The 23,660-nt window shown below is 45.0% G+C and carries 14 protein-coding genes and 1 pseudogene; 14 read left to right on the top strand and 1 reads right to left on the bottom strand.

The window, feature by feature from the left end:
- Nucleotides 1-36 precede the first annotated feature (36 nt).
- From V5J77_RS26205 to V5J77_RS26145, 13 genes and pseudogenes are all read left to right on the top strand, one after another.
- Nucleotides 37-1,185 carry an ImmA/IrrE family metallo-endopeptidase gene (locus V5J77_RS26205; RefSeq protein ID WP_338553721.1) on the top strand — a complete coding sequence of 383 codons (1,149 nt, stop codon included), beginning with the start codon at nt 37-39 and terminating at the stop codon, nt 1,183-1,185.
- Nucleotides 1,186-1,187: 2 nt separating this feature from the next.
- Nucleotides 1,188-1,682 carry a DUF4411 family protein gene (locus tag V5J77_RS26200; RefSeq protein ID WP_338553720.1) on the top strand — a complete coding sequence of 165 codons (495 nt, stop codon included), beginning with the start codon at nt 1,188-1,190 and terminating at the stop codon, nt 1,680-1,682.
- A gap of 788 nt (nt 1,683-2,470) precedes the next feature.
- A complete protein-coding gene (locus tag V5J77_RS26195; RefSeq protein WP_338553719.1) occupies nt 2,471-2,995 on the top strand; it encodes an AAA family ATPase in 525 nt (174 codons plus the stop codon).
- Nucleotides 2,996-3,170: 175 nt separating this feature from the next.
- Nucleotides 3,171-3,467: a hypothetical protein gene (locus tag V5J77_RS26190; protein ID WP_338553718.1), complete on the top strand. Its 297-nt coding sequence runs from the start codon at nt 3,171-3,173 to the stop codon at nt 3,465-3,467.
- Between the two features lie 122 nt (nt 3,468-3,589).
- Nucleotides 3,590-4,609, top strand: a complete 1,020-nt coding sequence (locus V5J77_RS26185; RefSeq protein WP_338553717.1) for a phosphotransferase — start codon at nt 3,590-3,592, stop codon at nt 4,607-4,609.
- A 136-nt stretch (nt 4,610-4,745) separates the two neighbouring features.
- Entirely contained in the window at nt 4,746-5,450 is a 705-nt protein-coding gene (locus V5J77_RS26180) for a hypothetical protein (RefSeq protein ID WP_338553716.1), read from the top strand.
- Nucleotides 5,451-5,461: 11 nt separating this feature from the next.
- A pseudogene (locus V5J77_RS26175) lies at nt 5,462-5,719 on the top strand (CD3324 family protein); the annotation flags it as partial.
- Between the two features lie 543 nt (nt 5,720-6,262).
- Complete coding sequence (locus tag V5J77_RS26170) at nt 6,263-7,159, top strand: AraC family transcriptional regulator (RefSeq protein ID WP_338553715.1); 897 nt, start codon at nt 6,263-6,265, stop codon at nt 7,157-7,159.
- A 481-nt stretch (nt 7,160-7,640) separates the two neighbouring features.
- The gene (locus V5J77_RS26165) at nt 7,641-7,907 is read left to right on the top strand and encodes a CD3324 family protein (RefSeq protein ID WP_338553714.1); all 267 of its coding nucleotides are present in this window, start codon (nt 7,641-7,643) and stop codon (nt 7,905-7,907) included.
- Between the two features lie 179 nt (nt 7,908-8,086).
- Nucleotides 8,087-9,202 (top strand): hypothetical protein, encoded by a 1,116-nt coding sequence (locus tag V5J77_RS26160; protein ID WP_338553713.1) that lies wholly within the window; start codon nt 8,087-8,089, stop codon nt 9,200-9,202.
- Between the two features lie 472 nt (nt 9,203-9,674).
- Complete coding sequence (locus V5J77_RS26155) at nt 9,675-15,680, top strand: SpaA isopeptide-forming pilin-related protein (RefSeq protein WP_338553712.1); 6,006 nt, start codon at nt 9,675-9,677, stop codon at nt 15,678-15,680.
- An 18-nt stretch (nt 15,681-15,698) separates the two neighbouring features.
- A complete protein-coding gene (srtB, locus tag V5J77_RS26150) occupies nt 15,699-16,475 on the top strand; it encodes a class B sortase (protein ID WP_338553711.1) in 777 nt (258 codons plus the stop codon).
- Between the two features lie 281 nt (nt 16,476-16,756).
- Entirely contained in the window at nt 16,757-18,844 is a 2,088-nt protein-coding gene (locus V5J77_RS26145; RefSeq protein ID WP_338553710.1) for a methyl-accepting chemotaxis protein, read from the top strand.
- A gap of 229 nt (nt 18,845-19,073) precedes the next feature.
- On the opposite strand, the gene V5J77_RS26140 is transcribed toward V5J77_RS26145, so the two are convergent.
- Nucleotides 19,074-19,967 carry an alpha/beta hydrolase-fold protein gene (locus tag V5J77_RS26140; RefSeq protein ID WP_338553709.1) on the bottom strand — a complete coding sequence of 298 codons (894 nt, stop codon included), beginning with the start codon at nt 19,965-19,967 and terminating at the stop codon, nt 19,074-19,076.
- A gap of 528 nt (nt 19,968-20,495) precedes the next feature.
- Here V5J77_RS26140 and V5J77_RS26135 point away from each other — a divergent pair.
- Nucleotides 20,496-23,594, top strand: a complete 3,099-nt coding sequence (locus tag V5J77_RS26135; protein ID WP_338553708.1) for a BTAD domain-containing putative transcriptional regulator — start codon at nt 20,496-20,498, stop codon at nt 23,592-23,594.
- The last annotated feature ends 66 nt before the right edge of the window (nt 23,595-23,660 follow it).

Raw genomic sequence — 23,660 nt, 5'->3', positions numbered from 1 at the left:
AAATTACATAACAAACAAGCATACAGGAGGTGGAACATGGCTGCAAAAGTTCCTGTAAAAAAAGAATTATTGAACTGGGCTTATAATAGGAGCCTTCATCAGGATAAGTTACATAAAAAATTCAAGTTATTGGATAAATGGCTAGCAGGAGATAAGCAACCAACATTTAAACAGCTTGAAGCTTATGCAGCAGCCACCGCCACTCCACTAGGATATTTTTTCTTAAAGCAGCCCCCGATTGAAACATTGCCAATACCGCATTATAGAACAGTTGAGGATGGAGAAAGTGGAAAAGTTAGCCCTGATTTAATAGAAACTCTACATATTATGCAAAGAAGACAGGATTTCATGAGAGACTATTATGAGCAACATGTTGGGACAAAATTAGATTTTGTTGGATCTTATAAAGGTTTAACAGTTTCCCAAATAGCACAGAAAGTTTTTAATTTATTAGGGTTACAGCAAGACTGGGCGAGACAACATAGGAACTTTCATGAAGCACTAAAGTATTTAATTGAAAAGTGTGAAAAAGTTAGAATTACAGTGATGCAAAATGGCATAGTGGGAGGTAATACCCATCGTGCATTGAATGTTTCGGAGTTTAGAGGATTTGTGTTAGTTGATGAGGTAGCTCCACTGATTTTTATCAATGCGGTTGATGCAAAATCTGCTCAAATTTTCACTTTAGTTCATGAGATTGCACATATTCTAATAGGCTCTAGTGCAATCGTCGAAGCTTCTCCATTAAACTCCCAGAATGCAGATGTGGAAAAACTTTGTAATGAAGCTGCAGCAGAAATGTTATGTCCTAAAGATTTGTTTATAAGGCAATGGCACACTCACTATCCTGACGGTGCAGTTTATGAAACACTTAGTAATATATTTAAGGTAAGTCCAATTGTTATTGGCAGAAGGGCGCTGGATCTAAATGTAGTACCGAGAGAGGATTTTTTTAGTTTCTATTATGAATACTTAGAAAAGTTGAAAAATCAGAAGGCCAGTTCTGCTTCTAGTGGGAATTTTTATAATACTCTCATGAGTAGACTTGGAAATCCGTTTACGAGTGCTGTGGTCTATCAAGCTAGCACAGGAAATATCCAATATTCTGAGGCTTTCAGATTAACTGGGCTTAAAACAAAAACGTTTGAAAAATTAGTTAAAATAGTACAAGAAAGGGGTGTATAGACTTGTATGTACTAGACGCCAATGTGTTTATCGGCGCACATAGAGGATATTACGACTTTGATGTGGCGCCAAGTTTCTGGAAGTCTTTAATATCCCAAGCTAGCATAAATAACATTCGTAGTATAGATAGGATTCAAGATGAAATTATTTCTCCTGATCCTAAAAATGCAGATAGGTTGCATTTATGGACTACAGATAACTTCAAAAGTTATTTCGAGAGAACGGATTCTCAAGACGTAATTGAAAAATATGCTGAGATACAACAATGGGCACATAGTAACCCACAGTTTACCTCTAGTGCAAAAGAAGAGTTTGCTAATGTAGCCGATGCATGGCTAGTTGCATATGCAAAATCTAAAGACTATATTCTTGTAACCCATGAGGCATATAACCCAGATATAAAGAAGAGAATACTGATTCCAGTAGTGTGCAGACAATTTAACGTGAAATATGTAAACACTTTTGAGATGTTAAGGGATCTTAAGGTAAGTTTCTAGCGAAAGTATACAGTAATGGTTGGTTTCAACCCGCCGCTCCTTATGTTTGGGGCGGCTTCTTTATAGGTTAGTAAATGAAACTAAATGTAGCATTTGCGAAAAATGGAAGTATATAACAAAAGATTGAAATCAGCTATATTAGTAAATAAGTGGATACCTCACTGAGAACGCAGTAGGGCAATCTACTAACCTCGTAATTAAGCGCTTTAGAAACCTCTTAAGCTTTAAGTTCTCAGAGTATTGTGAGGTTTTTTAAGAGAAGACTGTTATTAAGGAGTGTAATAAATATCAACAAAAGCAATTGTTCTTGTATGGGTCAATTGTTATTATAGATGTATAATTTATCCAATAGTGGGTTCTGGGGGTGAGGAAATGGCGGTAAAGCATACTCCGACAGATATTGTGCACAGTGGTGTCAAAGGTGGTAGCATTGGTTGTGGTTTTAACACTAATGAGCATCCTACTCATTGGGTTGATAGTCACTCCAAGATCACTTGTGACAAAAACGGTTGCAAAAATTAGTCATTATTCAGCAAAGCCCGCTCTCTTTATAGGTGAGTGGGCTTTGCTATTCGATTCGGGGAACTCGTTACCGAAGCCTTAAACGCGGAGAATCGTATAATAAATAAGGCAAGTTTTTTGGTGAATCTCACTTTATCGAGCAGGATAAAATGATTATAAAAGTTCTTTACCTAACTGATTTATGGGTAAGGGAGGTACACTGAAAGGGAGCCTTTGACATAGTAATGAATATTTTTGGAGAGCATGAGTAAGGGAGGGATATTGAAATGGAAAAGGGTAAAATCGTATTTCTAAACGGTGTAACTAGCGCTGGGAAAACATCTATTGTAGATGCTATTCAGTCGAGAGCGGATGAATTTTTTTACGTTGTTGCAAATGATCTTTTTGAGAATACAATTGGCGACAATTATCTTCGTGGAAATTACTGGAAATATTTAAGTGATGCAATAATTATGATGTATCATACGGCTAAACTATTTTCGGATCATGGAAAGAATGTGCTTATTGATGGCATTTTGGTGGAAAGACCGGAGTTAAAGCCGCATTATGAAAAGGTTAAGGACATATTTGCCGGGTATCCGTTCTATGTTGTTGAGGTTTTTTGTCCCTTGGATATTTGTCGCCAAAGAAATATTGAACGTGGAGATAGAACCGAAGATCAGTCGGAGTGGCAAAATAAATTAATGGCTAAGGATATACAGTATAACTGCAAGGTCAACACTCATCTAAATTCTCCAGAAGAATGTGCAGATTCAATCTTAGAGAGTTTGTTTGGCCTGTCAGAGAATTAAACTGCATTAGGCAACGAGAGACGATAGTTGAACAAAGCGAGAGAGACGAAGGGGCCATCCCATATAGGATAGATCTAAAACTCACCTTTACATACATTATCAGGAAGTCGAGGCATTATGACAAGGTTCGAGATATGCTCTATGCAAAGTCTATTCTATGAACAATGGAGGTTGTTTGTATAGAGCTAATAATATAAGTGACCGCTTAAATCCGGATAGTGATAATTGTTTGGCTTGGTTTACGTTCCTAAATCAAAAGGTTTGCGTAAAAAATGGGGTGAAAATTCAGGCAGCAGAAAAATTTTGGATCTTAGAAATGATGAAATCCGGCAAAATTTTTTTGATGGTGACACTATCGATCAACTTTCATCAACTTTCAGATCGATTTTGCCTTTCAAGCGATACTATTAAAAGATCGTTTATTCAAAAAAATAGTTTAACAAAAGTCGCATTGGAAGAAATTCTAATGTGACTTTTGTTATGTATAGCATAGTTGAAATTATTTGCTGCATATTTTCAAGCTTTTACTATCGTTACAATAACATATAAAGAAGTAGTTGATTTTACTTCATAAAAACGGCAGGGGGATAACAAATGAATGATTTTTTTAGATTTGATACGGATGAAGAACGGCGGGCGTTATTAATCAGAGCAAGGAAAGTCGCTTTATTAGCAATTCAACAGTATAACTTAGAATGGGATAGCATCCAGTTTATTCAACTATCCGATACGATCACGTATAAAATTGAAACCAGTACAGATAACAATTATTTGCTTCGCATTCATTCCGACCGATTGAGTAGAGAGGAGATTCGTTCGGAGCTCCTACTGTTACAAGCACTGAACAAATCGAAGGGTCTAAATGTACCAGAGGGGGTGGCAAGTTGTGATGGTATTTATGTATTGGACATCGAAACAGAAATAGGATATAGGCGCCCTTATGTAACGCTGATGCGGTGGGTAGAGGGTGAAAAAGCAACAGGTGAATTTACGGATAGTCATGCATATAACATCGGTGTAGTGATGAGCAGGCTCCATGCAGCAGCAAAGGATTTCAATCCACCTTCTGATTTCGTAAGACCTGCTTGGGGAGTAGAAAGTTTTAAACGTGACATGGCTAAGTTGGAACGTTATTATGAACATTTTTTATCTGAAGAGGGATGGAAGCTGTATCAAGATGCAGCTGAGAAGGTTGTATCCCAACTTACCGCTATGCATCCAAGTGAACATAACTATGGGCTCATACATGCTGATTTACATACCGGTAATATGGTTTTTAAGGATGATCAACCCTATTTGATTGATTTTGGAAGATGTGGGTACGGATATTATCTCTACGATATGGCAGGCACCCTATTGGAGCTTTGGCCAAAGCATCGATGGATGCTTATCCAAGGTTATGAGAGTATTAGGAAGTTGGAAACGGACTATATTCGGGATCTGGAATGTTTTTTCGTTATGTTCATGATCGAGAACACCTGCCATCACGCCTCTGATCCAAGAGAAACAGCCAGTTTAATCGATGAACAAAAATATGCCCAAGCATATATAAGAGAATATTTAAACGGTAATCCATTTTTATTCGAAGTGATTGAGCCTGTAAATATGGATTAATACTAATTTTGACCTGTGTAAAGTCGATTTAAGACATAGATGCCCTATCCCCCAAATCTACCCAATGCTATGATTTTACATATCAGGTGCGCACATGATGGCAGTGAGATATGAATCAAGTGAAGGAGATGAGAAGATGGGTAAAGACAATTTTTTGCGATCCATGCTATCCGAGAAGGTCAACATGACCCCGAATGGATTCGTGGCCGATCAATTAAGCCCCGAACAATTCAGGGATTGTCATGAGCTGATTTTTGACAGTCTGTTTGAAATTCATGCGTCTGACCTATCGGGAGTAGAGGGCTACGGACGGTTCGACGAGGATGGCACACCGGAATATGAGAGTTGCAGGGATTTTCTGATCAACACGTTTACTGAGGATAAGGAAGGGTATTGGTATAACTGGAGGGAAATGTTCGGAACGACGGTTTTGCAACGGGATTTCTTTGAGCAGTACTACAAGGAGATGGAGGCCCGAATTTCTTATTGCGAGGGCAGACGTTATTTAGTGAATAACTTTACCTTCTTCATCAACATCATTACGGATGGAAAAACGACGGTTGGGTTTCCCGACTGGAGCTACTCCGGCATAGGTGACTTCCTGATTGATTTTGCAATTATGGATTTAAACAAGCCTTATCTCCAAATACCTGAGCTTCTGATGGCGTACTGCAAGAAAAGGAATATCATTATACCCGACTTTAAGGAAAGATTTTTATGTATGGCGTATTATAAAGGGATAGATGGTTTGCGTTGGCACGCATCAATTGACGATGAAGAATCGTGTACATCTATGATGAAATCCATGAGTGAACTAAAAGATCGAATATATAGTTTGTAGACGGTGATGACATGAAATATGAGAATGGCAGTGACATCCTTCCAGAGGAACTATTGAGAGAGGTTCAAAAGTACGCCTCGGGTAAACTACTTTACATTCCTGCGGGAGAGGAAAAGAGAGCCTGGGGTGCAGCCTCTGGATATCGGGAGCAGTTGCAGAGAAGAAATCGCATGATTCGCAACAAGTACGCTCATGGCCGTACCGTATCGGAGCTTGCTGACGAATACTTCTTGTCTTTGGACTCGATTAAAAAAATCCTTTACTCAAAGAAACAGGATGACTACGCAGTGTATGCACCGACTATTGAGTCGGCTGTGAAATATGCGACTGGTGGGATGCTTGAAGAGTGGATGTACTGCTACTGGCAGCTTTCTAGGAACGCACAGGTTGAAAAAGAAAATATCGCGTTAGATCGACTCTATTTTGGCATCGTAAAGCTTCCATTGCGTCTTATTCAAAGGGATGAGCTCAATATGGGTAACTCTCATACAATTGCAACCGACGAGCATGACGCGCCCCCGCCTCTTATTATTGAGTATCATCAAGGAAAATTCTATTGTACCGAGCAAAAGGCGCTATTGGCGGGGTTGATCCAGCGCAAGGTTAATTCGTATCCGACCATTATTGTATTGCGTGAGGGTACCGATTATAAAAGATTTATGAATCATTTTGGAACCGTATTATTTTTCGTCAAATAAAGCATGTATATTCATAAATAAAGGCATGTTTTTATAAGCAACATCTTTAGGCACAAATGGTTGCGAAGCAATTTTCTGCCCCGCCTATACTTGTATTTGAGAGGAGGGATTGAGATGCAGTGGCTGGAGCGGATGAACCTTGCGATCGACTATATTGAAACAAACCTGACTGGAGAGATCAAGCTAAGTGAAGCCGCTCGCGTGGCCTGCTGTTCGTCGTATCAGTTCCAACGGATGTTCTCGTTCATTACGGATGTGACGCTGGGCGAGTACATTCGAAGGAGACGGCTGACGCTCGCAGCGCTGGAGCTACAGCATTCTGAGGCTGCTAAGGTGATTGATGTCGCACTGAAGTACGGATACGAATCACCAGTCTCATTTGCTCGGGCGTTCCATGCACTGCACGGGATTACGCCCGCTATGTCCCGTCAGGAGGGAGTTGCGCTCAAAGCCTACCCCCGCCTGTCCTTCCTTATTACAATTAAAGGGGCAGAGGCAATGAATTATCGCATTGAAACGAAGGAAAGTTTTGAAGTGTTCGGCATTGAAGGGGTATTCCGCGTCGATGGGGGCGGGGAGGAGCCGCAAACACCAGCGAAGCTGTGGGAGCAGAGCCATGCGAACGGCGCTGTTAAGCGGCTCGAAGCGTTGGCGGGTGATTTACCATCGTTTGTCAGCCAAAACTTACATCCCGTACATTCAGTATGCAGCTACCGAAAGACTGGACCAGATACGTTCCCTTACATGCTGTGTGTATTTAAAGACGAATACAGCAACACGGACGGGTACACCTCGGTGAGTATTCCCGCGCATACATGGGTGGTTTTTCCGTCGGAGCCACATCCTTGGGAGCAGTTTGGCGAGACGATTGAAACGTTATACAAACGCTTTTACACCGAGTGGCTCCCGACGGCAGGCTATGAGCAGGTTGACGGGGTTGAGCTTGAGATGACTGGTGTGAAAGACGATCTCAACTATATCGAGCTATGGTTCGCGGTTCGTAAAGTGTAAATAGAGTGCATGAGCATCCAAAGCCAGAGCCATCCCATATGGGATGGCTCTGAAGCTTGCCGCGTATAGATGTCATTGGCAAAGCTCCCGATGAAGTAGTCCATGAATGCCTGGATAAAATACGCACATTCCTATAAGTTGTATTTTATTGGTGTTGGCTTATTGCGTAATAATTTGTTTAAATAAACTCGTCGTTCACACTGTTTTCAGTGTAATAAACGCTTCTAAACTATTTTTTGCATATTTTTGAAAGCGGTTTACCGTTATAATAGAGCTTTAAACTATCTTTTAGGAAGGAGGGCTGAAGATGACTTGTTTTTTAACCATTTGCTCTATGCGAAGTCTATACTACAAACAACGGCGGTTGTTGCATAGAGCGAACGAATCATTTACCGCCTGACATCCTAGCATGATGGAGCTTTTTGTAGTATAGACTTTGCTTCCTTAAAACTTAAAAATTATTTTAAGGGGCAGAGCTACTATGAAATATATAAATGCCGATATGATCCTTCCTGAGAGCTTACTGAAGGAAGTGCAGAAGTATGTCCAAGGTGGAATGATTTACATACCTGCTCCAGAGCAGTCTCGTAAAAAATGGGGCGAATGCTCCGGGGGCCGAACATACTTAAACCAAAGAAATGACGAAATACGTAAAAACTTTTCCGCTGGTGCCAAAATTGATCAACTATCCGAACAATTTTGCCTTTCTTGCGATAGCATTAAGAAAATCGTTTATTCAAAAAAATAATCTCATAAAGTCACATTGGAAGGAATTCCTGTGTGGCTTTTTCTATTCCATTATCCAGCAGCCCTTAAGTAATAAATGGTTATTAAGTGTTTATTATCTATGATTAAGCTTCTGGCATGGTTACTATAGGGATAAAAACAAAGTAATGATAACTTGATTTTCAATGGGGCGATTATTCAATGATTAATGTTTTTGCTGTGGCGGACATTATAGTTAAACATATAAAGACCTATTACCCTGAGGATGTTGCCATTGTCGGCTACTACGGGTCCTACCAGCAGGGTCGAGCGACCGAACGATCGGATTTGGATTTTTTCTTTATTCCGGCTACAGCTAGAGGGAGACAAGCAGAATGTCAGTTTATCATCGACGGCATTAGCTTTGATTTCTGGCCAATTGAGTGGAATCGTGCGGAGAGAATGGCAGCCTTCGAGGAGTGGAATACGACAATTATAGCAGACTGTGAGCTGTTATATAGCCGATCCGAAGGTGACCTTGCGAGGTTCATGGAGCTTCGTGAGACCATTGCCAGCATGGGTAGTGAATCCAAAGCAACTGAATTGACCATCAAGGCCGAATTAGTAGTAAAGGATTGCTTTATCAACATGGCTAAAATGCAGCTTGCCGGCAATTCGCAGCAGTTGTCCTATTGTCGAACGCAGGCTCAGATGATTATGGTTAACCTTTTTAAGGCGCTTGGCTACTTGAACCAAATTTATTATAAGCGCATGTGGGGGCACTATCGCGAGCAAGTTAGAAGTCTCCCCATTAAGCCTGACCAGATGGAGCACTATCTTGATACGATTATGTTCAGCCGTACTCCAGGCGAAGTTATATTAGCTTGTGAAAAACTAATTACGGCTACCCTTAGCCTTATATCGGAGCGACAAAACAGTCAAAAAAAGCTTCGCTCTTATGCTTTGCAAATGAAAGGGTATTATGAAGAAGAAAAAGGGATGCTGAATAAGCTTTTAACCGCGTGCGAGAAGGGGCATTACGAAACAGCCTTTTTCGTTGCGATCAGTGTGCAGGATGGGTTAGCCCGAAATTTGTATGCGGCGGAAAAAGGATGCTGGCCTAGCCATGTTGATTTAGGCGAGTATCGCGAGTTCTATGTCCAATATGGGTATCCGGATCTTGTTGCGCTGCTAAATCCAACAGATTTTGAGCCATTGCGATTAGCCGTTCTACAGCTTACTGAGATGTTAGAAAATCACCTCAAAACAGAAGGTGTTCCTGTGAATCAGTTTGACACTGTGGCTGAGTTCGAGTCATTTTATACAAACAAAGTCTAGGGCAATAAAGTGGTTTTTGACGAATTAGGCTACCATCCAATAAAAAAGCTTGAAGAGACAGTTGCTCAATTAGAGGAGCAAGCTCGCGCATTGCAATAGTCGTCGAATACGAAGCCTGTGTAATGAGGCTTGTGACGAGCTCAGGCACAAACAGCTGCTTGTAATGATAGCTATATTTTTTGTGTATATGTAGAAACGGCGTTTTTCCTCTCATCAACAACTCTCCTTCTTTAGGCTTCTGTAAGAAATCCCCTACCCAAACTACCCAAACTACGCATATATAAGGAAAAACTCATATCAGGAAATATCTTCATTCGATGAAATCAGAACTCCAAATAGGAAGGTGCCACGAGAAGGGAATTTTTTGCATTGTAGAGATATTGTAGAGGCTAGCTTTTTAAACTATGAAAGAACGTGTTCAAATTCGGTTCAAAGTGTATTAGTAGTTTTGGGAATGGAGGAGAAATGTGTCTTGAAACGTAAACGCAGCTTAGGAAAAGCGATACTCTCGTTCTACCTGGCCATTATGCTTATTATGCAGACTGTGGCATTTGCTGTCCCTGCATATGCGGAAAGCACGCCAAGCGTGGATGATCCGCAGTCAGTGACGGAAGCGGTGTATGATGTGCCTAGCAATCCCACCGTGATGAGAGTAGCCGCGACGGACAAAACAGCGGTATTCATGGATGAGAATGCAACCTTTCCACTGAAGGTAACGCAGGGAGCTGAAATTGCTTCAGGCGGCACGATTCAGGGCCGACAGGCATTTACCCTCAAATCTGAGGGTCTCAAGGTGCCGGTGATGGGGGATTTTGCAAGTACTTCGGATGTGGATGACACGACCAAGTACATTCAGAAGGGAGACTCAATTGAGCTAGAAAGAGATCCCTACTTTAAAGAAGTGGTGCTGCCGACAGCAACCAAATCCTTAATGGCTACAACTGATTTTGGAGTGAAACAGCTGGGCACCGCCTATTTCACCCCGAATAGCATCAAGATTGTATTTAATGGCGATGAGTGGTTTTTTAATGGGGTCGGAAAAGGGGTTACCTTCGGCTTTGAAACGACCGCCAATTCGGATGTAACGGGCATGCAATACGGCGATACTAAGCCTATCTCCATTTTCGGGGGAGCCTATGTGCTGAAGAATCCAGATGTTACACCAGCGTACAGCATTAATATAACAGGAAACAACTGGCCAAAGAATGGCAGCTGGACTTGGTGGTATGTGACTGTACCAGCCTATCAGGATGGTTATCTGACCATTCAATCTACTCCTTCCTCTTTTGATGTGCTTGATGCAACCATCAAGCTGCAACTAGATGGGATGACGTTCTATACGAAGCCTTCCGATTACCGCATGGTCTATGTACCGGGCTCCTTCAAGGTAAACGGCACTACGGTAGAGCCAGCCATTGATGCAGATGGCGGACTGAGCTACATGTTCCCGTCGGGTACTGGGGTAGATCCAAAGGTTGAATATCAAGCGTGGTTTAACAAGGATGTCTATTATAAAGAGTATCGGGGTGTGGCACTCGATCCCGGTCGATCTGGCGGTCAGCGTTTTGATCCACAGGTTGAACTGAGGGATGCGAGTGCTAGTGTAAAAGCCAGCGCAATACGGGAAACGTGGATAGCGCCCGACTGGATTCAAGCCACCGCCTCCTATGACCATCCAAATGAAATGATTACATGGAAAGTAACCGTTAACCAATATAATAAAAAAGGGTTAAAGGACTTTGCAATAACCAATGTGCTGCCTGCTGGGCTGGATTTTGAATCGGCTGCATGGCAGACAACGGTAGACGGTACCGTATCTGAAGAAACACCAATTACACCAGATTCAAACGGAGTTTATTCCTTTGGGGATATTAACGGTAAAGTGGAATTGGTAATTAAGAGCAAGGTGAGCAGCGGTTCCAGCTTTAGAATCGATCCTCGTGCCAATTGGAATTTGGATACTCCAAATGGCATTCAGAACAACGATGTCATGACGGGCACAAGACCTAACGCAGTGACTGACGAGGCCAATGTTACGATTGGGGCGCACACGTTTACAAAAACAGGCGCTATTATGATGGAGGATTATAACCTGGGAGGCATCACATGGACCGTTAACCTAACGCCACAGTATGCCTTGCCAAATGCTGCGGTATACGATGTGCTGGTGCATGGCGGAGACCTTAACGTCTTAGACAACGCTGTGGATGAAACGGGTGAGGTTAGCGCGGAAACGATCTCGAAAATCAAAGCTAACATCAATACTGCGCAGCTTTGGAAGCAATATCAGGTAGGAACATTGAAGAGCAGTGCAACTAGCCTGACCATGAAAAATATCCCTTTAACCGTTAACGGTAAAGTGGTGGCTGATTTGATCAAGGTGACCGGATACACCGAAGAGGCTGCATCCTTCAGCTTCCGTGCACTTGAGACCAATCCAGATATCCTTTTCAGACAGGATATTAACGCAGGGAAAACGATCTGGAATCGGGCTTTGCTCTTTGACGGTGCAACCGTAAAGCAAGCGCAAAACAACGCCAATCTCCACCTGCATATGCTGAACAAGGATATGCTTGCGGCCTCCTATCCTATCAAGGTGGATGGGACGGCCGACACCTGGTATACGCCGAACAACGTTCAACGCTATATCGGTTATGACAGCTCATCAAGCAGCGACACATACACCTTGGCCGGCTATGACCGGGTTACCAAGACGGTGACCTTCCGTTTAGGCATTAATATGCCGGGCTTCAACACAGTCGAAATGGCGAAAGACGGTGGAAGTCGGGTCATCACCAATGTGAAGCTGGTGGACACCTTGCCCGAGGGCTGGGAGTTCGTTCCTTTTGGAGATGGAAAGGACTATGAGCTTTATAAGGGCTACTCGGATAATACCAGCGGCACTGGGTATGGGGTTCGAAACAACGCTGTGTCCATTATCGAGCCAAACGACCCTGCTCACGTAGCGAGCTTCTCCCAGAATGGCAATAAAGGTACCTTCAGCTTCTCCAAGCTGGAAAGTCCTTATGTCATCCTAGTAAAGGCAAGACCCTCAAATGAGGCTCTCGAGAAATATTTAGAGGAATATACGACTAACGGCATAGACAAGCAGGTGCTGTATAACAAAGCCGACCTGCATATGACATGGGGCGGAGTGGAAAAGGTTATCACCGAACAGCGTAAAGTTATTGTACCTATACAGACGCTGGGCAAGTCGGTAACGAAACCATTTCCAGGAGTGCTGGAATGGACGGTGAACTATACCCCGCCATTCAACATGGAGCAGGGCGTTTATTTGCAGGATACTCTAGGGGCAGGTATGAATCTACGCTATGGAGTAGACGGAAAGCCTGAGCTGACAGCGCCAAGTATGGCAGTCTATCCCGCTAAACTGACTGCTAGCGGTGCTCTGGAACGGGACGGTGCTGCACTGGATCTTAGCGACCCGAATGCTGAGGTTCAGTTGGAGGCTGCGCCAGGCGCGGATGGTACCACGGTTCTCCTATTCAAAATGGACGACCCAAATAAGTTTTACCAATTCGTGTACCAAACCGAGGTTGATCCTTCTAAAGCAAATGCTGGCGATAAGATGGGCAACGAGGTTAAGCTAATGGGCGATGAGAGTCTCACTTCTGTCAGTGCCAAAAGTGAAAGCACGCTGGACAGTTCAGACGTAGCTGGCAGCTCAAGCTCGAATGCTCTTCTGCCTCTGAAAAAGGTAGATCCTAGCAACAATCCGTTAAAGGATGTAGAGTTCACGCTCTATAAGAAGGGTGACGGAGCTCAGGTGTCTAAGGGAATAACCGATAGTGCAGGGAAGCTGAATTTACTATTCCCGGATCCAGGGTATTATGAGCTGAAGGAAACGTATATCGACACAACGACATGGCTGCCAACTACAAGAATTTATCAGGTTTACGTCGGGAATACGCCTGGAAAGCCTATCTGGGTAGATGGTGTGAAAGTAACCTCTGATAACCCGCTGGTCGTTCCTACGCCAGCACAAGGAAAGCTGACTATTAGTAATGAGGTGAAAGGAAACGGGAGCGATCCTTCCAAGGATTTTGAATACACCGTGATCTTCACTGGCGAAGGCGAGGATGGGGAGTACGCTTATCAGAAGTCGGATAGCACGTTTGGTACGATTAAGAGCGGAGACAAGATTACCCTCAAGCATGGGGAATCTCTGACGCTTCCGGCATTGCCTGCGGATATGGTCTATACCATTACCGAGGATGACTATACGACCGTTGATGGTTATATCACAACGCCAGAGACAAGGGAGATTTCTGGCACAATTGTTAATAAAGGCGACCACAAGGCGGATTTCATCAATGAGCGAACCGTTAACAAGCTGACCATCAGCAATACGGTTATGGGCAACGGCGGCGACAAGACGAAGGAGTTCGAGTACACGGTCATTTTTGAGGATGCAGGCAAGAATGGAAGCTACTCTTACTTGAAAACGGGCGGCGGCACAGGTACGATCAAGTCCCGTGATACCTTCAAGCTCATGGATGGAGAGACGCTGGATATTTTGGACTTGCCTAAGGGTTTGAAATACACCATTACCCAAAAGGAATACACAGCTGAAGAATATGTGACTATTCCCGAGGAGCGGTATTATACGGAAGTTATGAAAGGTCAAGATGAAGCAGCACCGTTCACAAACCTGCGAGTGTTGAAGGGCGGCCTGCTCATTAGCAACACGGTTAAAGGCAAAGACAATGATAAAATAATGCCATTCAAGTACACGGTCACCTTCACAGGCGAGGGAGCAGGCGAATCCTACTCCTACGAGAGGTCGGACGGTGACAAGGGCGTAATCAAGAGCGGAGATACCTTCGAGCTTACAGATGGCCAGACGTTCATTGTGCAAGGACTCCCAACTGGTCTTCAGTATAAGGTGACCCAAGATGATTACTCGATTGATGGCTATGTGACCGATCCCGAAAGCTTCGTTCACACAGGCACCATTCCGGAGAAACAGGTGGCAGAAGCACACTTTGTCAATACGCGCCCCTATCTGGAAGGCGTACTGCGTGACAATAACACGGGAAAAGTCATTCCAAATGCACCAATTAAGGTGATTGATCTGAAGACCGGCAGGGAGCTTCAGACGGAGACGAATGAGAAGGGTGAATATTCAATCCCTGCCGCAGCAGATACCGACTATACGATCACGTATACGAAGTGGTATCAGGTAGGCGGGACGGATGTCCCTGTTGCGTTCACGCAAAAAGCAAATGTGGACGGCAATGTGACAGGCGAAACCGTTCCAGCGGATATTACGGCGGTAGGGATCGTGCTGTTCAAGCAGTCGAATGGAGCGACAGAGCTATTTAGTGATTCATTTACTAGCCAGATGTCTATCTATTTGAAGGACAGGGACGGAAATTATATTCAGGAGAACGGTCGTCCTAAGGCGTTTCCAATGGCTTCAAACGGAACCTTCTCCGTGGAAGGGCTAAGCGAGCAAAAGTACACAATGGAGGTTCGCTATAAAGCTGATACGGGTGAGGAGCTGCTTCTCAAAGTAACGCAACTGGACGTAAAGGCTAATGGAGAGCTTAATATTTCCGAGGAATTGGTCGACCCTTACGGTACGGTGTATGATGAAACGACAGGAGATGCCGTTACTGGCAAGAAAATTGATGGAGCCAAGGTTACATTGTATTATGCGGATACACAGCGCAATAGAGATAAAGGCCGCATTCCGGATACAAAAGTAACGCTTCCTGCGGTTCCAAATTTTCCACCGCACGACAACAAGAGCCCTGAGCAGGATAGCGATGTAAATGGCTTCTATGCGTACATGGTGTTTCCTGAAGCAGATTACTATTTAATTGTAACAAAGGACGGATACGAGACACATACGAGTGGTACGATCTCTGTCGATTTCGACATCGTAAAATATGATGTGCCAATGAAGCCGATCCGTTCCGGTGGCGGCTCAGGCGGCAACTCGGGTAGTGGCAGCGGCAACGGCGGAACCGATAACGGAAACGTTGGAACGGGCAACGGCAACGGCGGAACCGACAGCGGAAACGTTGGAACGGGAAATGGTAACAGCGGAACTGACAACGGAAACGTTGGAACGGGCAATGGCAACAGCGGAACCGACAACGGAAACGTTGGAACGGGCAATGGCAACAGCGGAACCGACAACGGAAACGTTGGAACGGGCAATAGCAACGGCGGAACCGACAACGGAAACGTTGGAACAGGCAATGGTAACAGCGGAACCGACAACGGAAACGTTGGAACCAGCAACGGAAACGGTGAAACCAATAGCGGTAACAACGAAGCAGCAAATGGCAATAGCGGAACCGCTAATGGCAGCAACGAGCTGGACGATGCTCCGAAGACTGGAGACGATAGCTTACCGCCAGGCTTCTACATGGCTTTGGCACTGATGTCCTTGATGACAATTGGGTTCTGTCTAATCGGTAACAAGAGGAAAAAGCACATCCAGTGATCGGAAAGGCGGTAAGAAATGAGCAAAGCTAAAAAAATTCTTATCGCCGTTTCCTTCCTTGTGTTCGTATTCTCCCTCGTTAGTATTTCGAGAACTCTCCTGCGCGACTATGCTGAGCAGCAGAAAATCGACGAACTGACAAAGGTTTGGGAGGAAGGCTCGGAAAAAGTAGGAGGGGATGTATTCCCCTCTCTTTTGCTTGATAAGGCGAATGAGCCGGTCATGCTTCCTGAATTTCGAGAGCTTTACGAGAGAAACTCGGACATTGTCGGCTGGCTGAAAATGGACGGCACCCGAATTGAGTACCCGGTCATGCAGAGGCCACAGGATGCGGAGTACTATCTCAATCATGATTTCGATAAGAAGGAAACCAAAGGCGGCCTCCCTTTTTTGGATGCACATAGTCAGGCCAATGGCTCGGACATTTTGCTGATTCATGGACATCACATGAAAAGCGGCTGGATGTTTAAGGATTTAATGAAGTACAAGAACGAAAGCTTTTATAAAGAGCATGCTACGTTTCAGTTCAGCACGCTTTACGAGAAGGAAGAGTATGAAATAGTAGCCGTTATCGTCTCAGAAATTTATCGCAAATCGGACGACGTTTTTAAATACTACCAGATTGAGAATGTAAGTACGTCCACCGAGTTCGACTCGTATGTTCAGAGCATCAAGGAACTCGCTCTTTATGATACTGGCGTAACAGCCCAGTATGGTGACAAGCTTATTGTGCTGTCCACTTGCGAGTACTCGACCGAAAACGGCCGTTTAGCGGTAGTCGCTCGAAAGCGTTAGTGAACCTATTAAAATACGAAGTTATTCTGCTTCATATCGCGTTCTCCACTTGGAGGACGCGATTTTTTTAAATTCAAAGAAATAATAAGGTGCATCCTTAATATCCGCTTAGAAGTCAAAGGCATAGCTCTTCGCTCTACCTAGAAGGACGACGAAGTCGTTTTTGCTTGGTTTTGCCCTTTCAGCGTTTCTTCAGCGGAGTTTAAGTTTAGGTTCATATGTAAAAATTTGAAATAGAATATAATCGTGGTAACAAAGTTATAGATGAAGGAGACATCTAGATGAAACCCATTAAAAAACGATTTCAATCCAGGTTTAAGATGAAGCTCGTCTCAGTCCGAAATAAATTAATGATTTCGTTTCTGCTTATTCTATTGTTGCCTAGCTTAGCAATCGGGGGTTCTTCTTACATTGCGGCCAAAAACAAGGTCGATGACCAGCTCCAGAGCATGGCTACAACTGATATAGCCCTTGTTAGCAAGATGGTCGATCAATACATACAAGCTAAGATTACTGATGTAAATACATTGTCGCAGCAGCTCTCCACTGAAACGGCTAGCGAGCAGTTGAATGTGTATGCGCAGAATCACCCCGAGGCTGAGGCTGTCACCGTCATTGAAAGCAGCGGGGAGTACCTTTATGCCCCTAGCAGTCTGAAGCTGGCCTCGGATTATAATCCGGTGGAAAGTACGCTGTACACGCAGGCTATGAAAAATAAAGGTCAGGCAGTAATTACGGAGCCATACACTTCGACGGAAACAGGAAATACGGTGGTGGCTGTAACGAAAGCCGCGAGTAACGGACAGTCGGTAGTCGCTGTTGTGCTTAATTTGGAAGAGTTAAAGCAGACTGTCGGTGACGTTAAAATCGGAGAAAATGGTTTTATAGTTATTGTCAGCTCCGATGGCTTCGGCATCGTTCCTCCTCCTTGGGGCGTGGGAGAAGCATCAGAGGGAACGGATAGTACCGCTGCTGAAGCTAACATGACAGCGAGCATGACAACCAGCGCAGATGCTAGCATGACAACCGATACATCCGAGGAAGCAACAACAGATGCAGCTAATCAACCCCCGGCGATGTTCACCGACGAGTCAGGTCAAATGGAACAGGAATCTCCTGAAGGAGATATTCGGCGGTTGATCTACATTACAAATGCATTAACGGGTTGGAAAATAGCAGGCGATCGCTCGCCAAGTGAGGTTACACGTACAGCGGCCCCTATTTTAAATAATACGCTGCTCGTCATTGCGGTGTTCACGCTAATCGGGGCATGCCTTATGTTCTTCATCGTTCGGTCCATTACGAAGCCTTTGCGAGCTCTATCCGATGCCTCCCAAATCATAAGTCGGGGAGACCTAAGTCAGAGGGTGGACGTTAAGTCGAAGGATGAGTTCGGTGAGCTTGGCGCTACCTTTAATCTAATGGTTGATTCACTTAGAACGGTTTTATCCGAGGTTGGTCATTCGGCCACTCAATTGGCAGCATCGTCAGAACAGCTGTCAGCAAGCGCGGGTCAAACCGCATCGGCCACGGAGTATATTGCAGGTACAATTGAGCAAATGGCGGATGGTGCAAATGAGCAGGTGAGCTTAGTTGACGATAGTTCACGCACAATTGATGACGTTTCGGGCAAAATACAGCAAATTGTCGAACGCGCGCATACGGCAGCAGCAATGACGGAGCAGGTTTCGGTGAAATCAACGGAAGGCGGACAAGCGGTTCAAAGCGCCGTGCAGCAAATGAGCTCGATAAACAGCTCAGTCGACGGATTGTCGGACGTCATTAGCCATTTGGTGCATACTTCGGCGGAGATTGGCCAAATTATTGAGGCTATTTCATCTATATCCCAGCAAACAAACCTGCTTGCATTAAATGCAGCAATTGAGGCCGCAAGGGCAGGGGAGCAAGGTCGCGGCTTCGCCGTAGTTGCAGGAGAAGTAAGGAAGCTAGCCGAGCAATCCACGTCTTCTACGGAGAGAGTCGCTGCTCTAATCGTTGCGATTCGTGAAGAAATCAGCGAAGTGGAAAATTCGATGCGTGTAACGACGAAGGAAGTAAGCGTAGGCATGAATGTCGTTCAGCAGGCGGGAAGGCTATTCGCCGATATTGAGCATTCGGTTGACGAGGTGGATCGTCAGGTTCGTGAGGTTACCGTGACAGCTGAGCAAATTTCCTCAGGGACATCGCAAGTGGTGAAGGCAATTGGAGATATTTCTCATGTTTCTCAATCGACAGCAGCGGGCGCTCAGACGGTATCGGCAGCAACGCAGCAGCAGCTGGCTTCAATGGAGGATATATCTTCCTCGTCGTCGCATCTGACCCGTATGGCAGTGGAACTGCAAGCGGTCGTGGATAAGTTCAAGCTATAATGGAATCAGCGTCAGAGGGTGCCCGAAGGGGCGCCTTTTTCAGATTGCAAAAGCTATTTGCGAAATTAGGTATGCGGTCAAAAATAGCCCGAATCAGCATGAATACGCAAAAAAAGCTGGACGGAAAACATTACGGTTTTCGTCCAGCTTTCACATAAGGGCTCCTAAAGGGCTCCTAGGACAGCGCTATGGGCTTATGCCACGTATGGGGAGCGCAGTAGCAATTGTTTTATTTAAAGATGCGTTGCGAGAATTGATAAAGTCCGCTGCTCCAAACTTTCCCCTCATGTCCGCCCACGTCCAGATACCACATGTGCGGTACATTCATAGAGTTCAAGCTATTATGGAAATTTTGGCTGACCCACAGCAGGCCATCCGATGCGCCGCATGACAGCCACAGCAGCTTCAGTTGGCTCGCCACCTGAATTGGATTGGAGATGAGCTGCGATGCCGACTTCGTATTAGGGGCGGATGAGAACGCGCCAATCCAAGCGAATTTGTTTAGATTAGCTAGTCCAAAGTTCAGTGTTTGTCCGCCTCCCATGGATAAGCCAGCTATTGCGCGATTCAGTCGATTTGTATTTACCGGAAAATGGGAGTCAACATAAGGAATGAGATCATTAATCAGATCAAATTGGAATCTTTCGAAAGCAGCAACCTTGTCCGCAGCATAAATATCGCCTATTGGACGATCATCCCACATTGCGCGGCCGTTCGGGAATACGACAATCATCGGAGCCAGCTTGTTCTCGGAGTACAGGTTGTCGAGAATATTCCGTGGATTCATATTATTGAGCCATTCATACTGATCTCCGCCAATACCGTGCAGCAAGTATAGGACATTATAGGTTTTCGAAGGTGAATAGCCCGGAGGCGTATACACCATTGCATTTCTCGTCTTGCCTACTGTTGAGGAATAATAGGAAATCTGCTGTACGTTTCCGTGCGGAATATTGGCACGATAATTGGTATAACCCTGTGGAGCCGGGATAATAGGTCCGGTGGCAGCCGTGACAGCAGCGCTGCTCTGGTTTGGTGTCTGGGACGCAGCATAAGACATCGCAGGCACCATTAACGCAGTGACCAAAGCTAGACTAACAATGCGAGATAAGGTTTTCTTCATTTCAAATATCCTCCTTGAATAAATTGGTGATTGCTCTTGGCCTTGCTAGTTCGAGTGGACCCTGATTCACTCGGTTCTATTACTTTCTTTAGAAGCTAATTAAACTTTTTAGAAACTACTCTCCTTTTACTATCTGGTTGTAAGCCCTTTCAATACGAAATAGCCTCCCCTCTTCCGACACGCAGCAGCACCCAAACTCGCTAATTAAAACCATGCGCATCCATAAATGTAAACGTATTCAAAACGATGGTACCATATTTAGCATATTATGTAAATCACATTTTCGCAAATATTTACCAGCTATGTTTGAAACTTCATGAGACGAACCGCACTATTAAAAAAGCGAATCGGGCAGCCAAATATTTTGATAGCGGCAATAGCGTTAAGCATGTAGGATTATGTTTGTTATTGTCGAAATAGTAATCATTCGAAATCGACTGTCGGTGTAAGAGGGTGTTGCAAAATTTAAATAAAAGCCATCTTCCTAATTATCGAGTGGATATAGCATTTATCGTGGAGGGTTTCCAGTTGATTGTTCAAACGAAGCTATATATTCCCCATGTACGAAACCCTTTAGTGCTTCGGCCAAGGCTGATACGCAGGCTCAACGAGGGACTGGGAGCCAAGCTGACGCTAATCACCGCTCCGGCTGGTTATGGAAAGACGACAGCGTTAAGCGAATGGGCGAGACAAATAGGTGCACAAGTGGCTTGGGTATCGTTGGATAAGCAGGACGATGCATGGATTCCTTTTTGGAGCTGTGTAACGGCTTCGATTCAGAAGGAGGTTCCGGGTTTTGCCCAAACTATTGAGCCCCTTCTGGAAAAAGGGCCCTTGGCCTCTTCCATGTCCTTGGAGCCTGTAATCTCGGCCATGCTGAACGCGTTGGATCAGCAATCCAGCGAGCTGGTGATTGTTCTGGACGACTACCATCTCATTGAGCATCCCGATATTCAGAAGTCATTAATTTATATGCTGGAACACATGCCTTCTCATATTCATCTCTATATCGCCAGCCGTACCGAGCTCTCCATTCCTACCGCGAGGCTGCTGGCCAAAGGAGAAATGCGACGAATTACAGTGAAGGATATGCGGTTTCATCTGGAGGAAGGGTTAATGTTCTTCAGAGAAACGACGGATTTGTCGCTATCGAGGGAGCAAGTTGCAGAGCTGTTCGATCAGACGGAAGGCTGGATCAGCGGATTGCAGCTTGCGGCGCTCACGCTAAAGAGCAGCGGAAACATCGCGGAATCCATAAAGCAATTCAGCGGTCATCAGCATTACATCTCCAATTACCTGTTTGAGGAAGTATTCCGCGATCTTCCAGAAGACCTGTGCACTTTTTTGCTCCAGACATCTATTTTAAGCCGCATGAATGATTCTCTGTGCCAAGCCGTTACAGGGCATTCGAGCTGTCAGGCGTATTTGGAAAAGCTAGAGCAGTTGAATTTGTTTACGATCCCGCTGGACGATCATAGCCACTGGTATCGGTATCACCCATTGCTGTCCGATTTTTTGCAGAGGCAGTTTACCCGCACGTCTCCCGAGCTATGGGCGCAAGCCCATGTTCATGCGGCGAAGTGGCAGGAGTCTCATGGCTTTGAGGAGGAGGCAGTCGAGCATTACTTGGAGGGGCGTCAGTACGATGACGTTGTTCGGATTATTGAAAAAAATCTTCAGGATTTCCTGCACAAAAAGGCTGAAAAAGTAAGCGGATGGGTTTTGCAGTTGCCAGAAAGCGTCCTTTCAAAGAGGCCCATGGTCGAAATGTTTTATTTATCCTTCTTAATCGGTACTCGGCAGTGGGAATCGGCCGCTCGAAAAATAGAACAGGCGAAAGTCCGCTATGAGGCCATGCGAGGGAGCATGGACGACTCGGAATGGAAGCAAATAATGGGCAACATGTACTTTTTGTGTGCGAGCGCGAGTTATTTTCAGAAGGATTTGGATCGGATATCACAATATTTTGAGCTGTCGGAGCGCGTCGCGCCAGAAGGCAGCCTATTCGAATCCATGGGGGATAACAAATACTACGGTCACGATGAATTTGATGATCATATGTCCTATATTAACGATTATCATGCGGCCGCTGCTTTTATGATCAAGTGGATTCAACATTGGGGGCAAAGTAAAATCCATCCGTCTGCCGCCATATTTCAAGCTTCTTACAGTGCGGTGCTCTATGAATGGAACCGTTTGGAGGAAGCCGAGGTTCATATTGATCATTTGTTGAAGCCGATTGGAAAAAAATATAATCCGCGGAGCCTGTTGCAAATATACATTAGCGCTTCGAGAATTCAGCAAGCATTGGGGAATCAGGAACGTGCTCTAGAGCTGCTGGAGGAGCTGAAATTGCGTATCGAATCACCTGATTATGGGCGGTTTTTGCGAAAAATCGAAGCAGAGCAGGCTTGTTTGGCTGTGCGGCAACGGTCCATGCCCTATGCACTCGAATGGTTGGAACGGTGCGGGATAGCTGCTGCGGATGAATTATCGCTTAATGGTGTAGCTGAGTATATGGCATTGGCGAGAGTGCTTGCTGCATGCGGGCGCACGAACGAAGCCCTATTTTTATCGGAAGCCTTGCAGCGGTTGTTCTGGAAGGAGGAGCGTCTTCGGGATCGCATTAAAATGGTTATCCTGCAAAGCGTGACGCTGTATCACGCCGGCCAAACGCAGAAGGCGCTCAGCCTGCTAGACACCGCTTTACGCTTGGCGGAGCCGGAAGGATTCATTCGCAGCTTCGCGGATGAAGGGCCTATCATGGCGGAGATGCTGTCCGCCTATTTGGGAGCGCATCAGGAGCACCGCTCAGAGCGAGGCTCTTCGATTTTATCGGGTTATGCAAATCGCTTGCTTCAGACTTTGAACAAGTCGCAAGAGCAAATAAAAACACCGATGAGTATCAAGGTACGCTGCTTTGGCCGATTCCATGTGCATACGGGGCAAGCAGATAAAGATGAAATCAAATGGCGCACCTCCAAAACAAAGGAGCTTATGGCTTATTTAATCCACCATCGGGGAGAACCGATAGATAAGTATCGAATTATAGATGCTTTATGGGGCGATTTTGATGCAAAACGGGCAGTCGCTCAGTTAAACACGACGGTACACTATCTTCGAAAGCAGTTGGAGAATGCCGGGTTAGACGGCAGCATCCATTACGTCAAAGGCTATTACAAGCTGGAGATGAACCGTTTGGACTGCGATTACGATGCGTTTCGTCGATTGGTATCAGGCGGTATTCCGATTGCGACCGAGGAGGTCAAAGCCTATGAAAAAGAGCTGGCGAACGTCTATCTTACGGGCTATCTGGAAGACAGCGCCTTTACGTGGGCTGAGCAGACACGGAGCCGCCTGGAAAGCGAATACGTAGGGCTATTGCTGCAAATTCATGACCATTACGTACAGGAGCAGGAATTTTCTGCTGCTGCCGCAGTTTTAAAAAGGGCGCTTGCATGTGATCCGTTTAATGAGACTTTGCATACGAAGCTGATTCGCGTCTATGTGCTTGCCGACGACCGTATCTCGGCGAAGAAGCAATATGATTGGCTGCATCATATGCTTCAAACCGAGTTTGGAGTAGAGGTCGGGAAGGAAGCCAGACAATGGATGGACGTTCATTAGCACATCACAATGGCAATCGAAAGCAGTAGCGCGTATACGAAGCCCTTTATCGACATGGGATTCGGA

The sequence above is a fragment of the Paenibacillus sp. KS-LC4 genome, assembly GCF_036894955.1.
Lineage (GTDB): Bacteria > Bacillota > Bacilli > Paenibacillales > Paenibacillaceae > Pristimantibacillus.
This window is presented reverse-complemented; position numbering and strand designations above follow the sequence as displayed.

Bases quoted from the DNA above. Each gene is read 5' to 3' on its own strand.
- V5J77_RS26205 (WP_338553721.1), top strand. From the start codon at position 37: ATGGCTGCAAAAGTTCCTGTAAAAAAAGAATTATTGAACTGGGCTTAT.
- V5J77_RS26195 (WP_338553719.1), top strand. From the start codon at position 2,471: ATGGAAAAGGGTAAAATCGTATTTCTAAACGGTGTAACTAGCGCTGGG.
- V5J77_RS26185 (WP_338553717.1), top strand. From the start codon at position 3,590: ATGAATGATTTTTTTAGATTTGATACGGATGAAGAACGGCGGGCGTTA.
- V5J77_RS26180 (WP_338553716.1), top strand. From the start codon at position 4,746: ATGGGTAAAGACAATTTTTTGCGATCCATGCTATCCGAGAAGGTCAAC.
- V5J77_RS26170 (WP_338553715.1), top strand. From the start codon at position 6,263: ATGCAGTGGCTGGAGCGGATGAACCTTGCGATCGACTATATTGAAACA.
- V5J77_RS26165 (WP_338553714.1), top strand. From the start codon at position 7,641: ATGAAATATATAAATGCCGATATGATCCTTCCTGAGAGCTTACTGAAG.
- V5J77_RS26160 (WP_338553713.1), top strand. From the start codon at position 8,087: ATGATTAATGTTTTTGCTGTGGCGGACATTATAGTTAAACATATAAAG.
- srtB (WP_338553711.1), top strand. From the start codon at position 15,699: ATGAGCAAAGCTAAAAAAATTCTTATCGCCGTTTCCTTCCTTGTGTTC.
- V5J77_RS26145 (WP_338553710.1), top strand. From the start codon at position 16,757: ATGAAACCCATTAAAAAACGATTTCAATCCAGGTTTAAGATGAAGCTC.
- V5J77_RS26140 (WP_338553709.1), bottom strand. From the start codon at position 19,967: ATGAAGAAAACCTTATCTCGCATTGTTAGTCTAGCTTTGGTCACTGCG.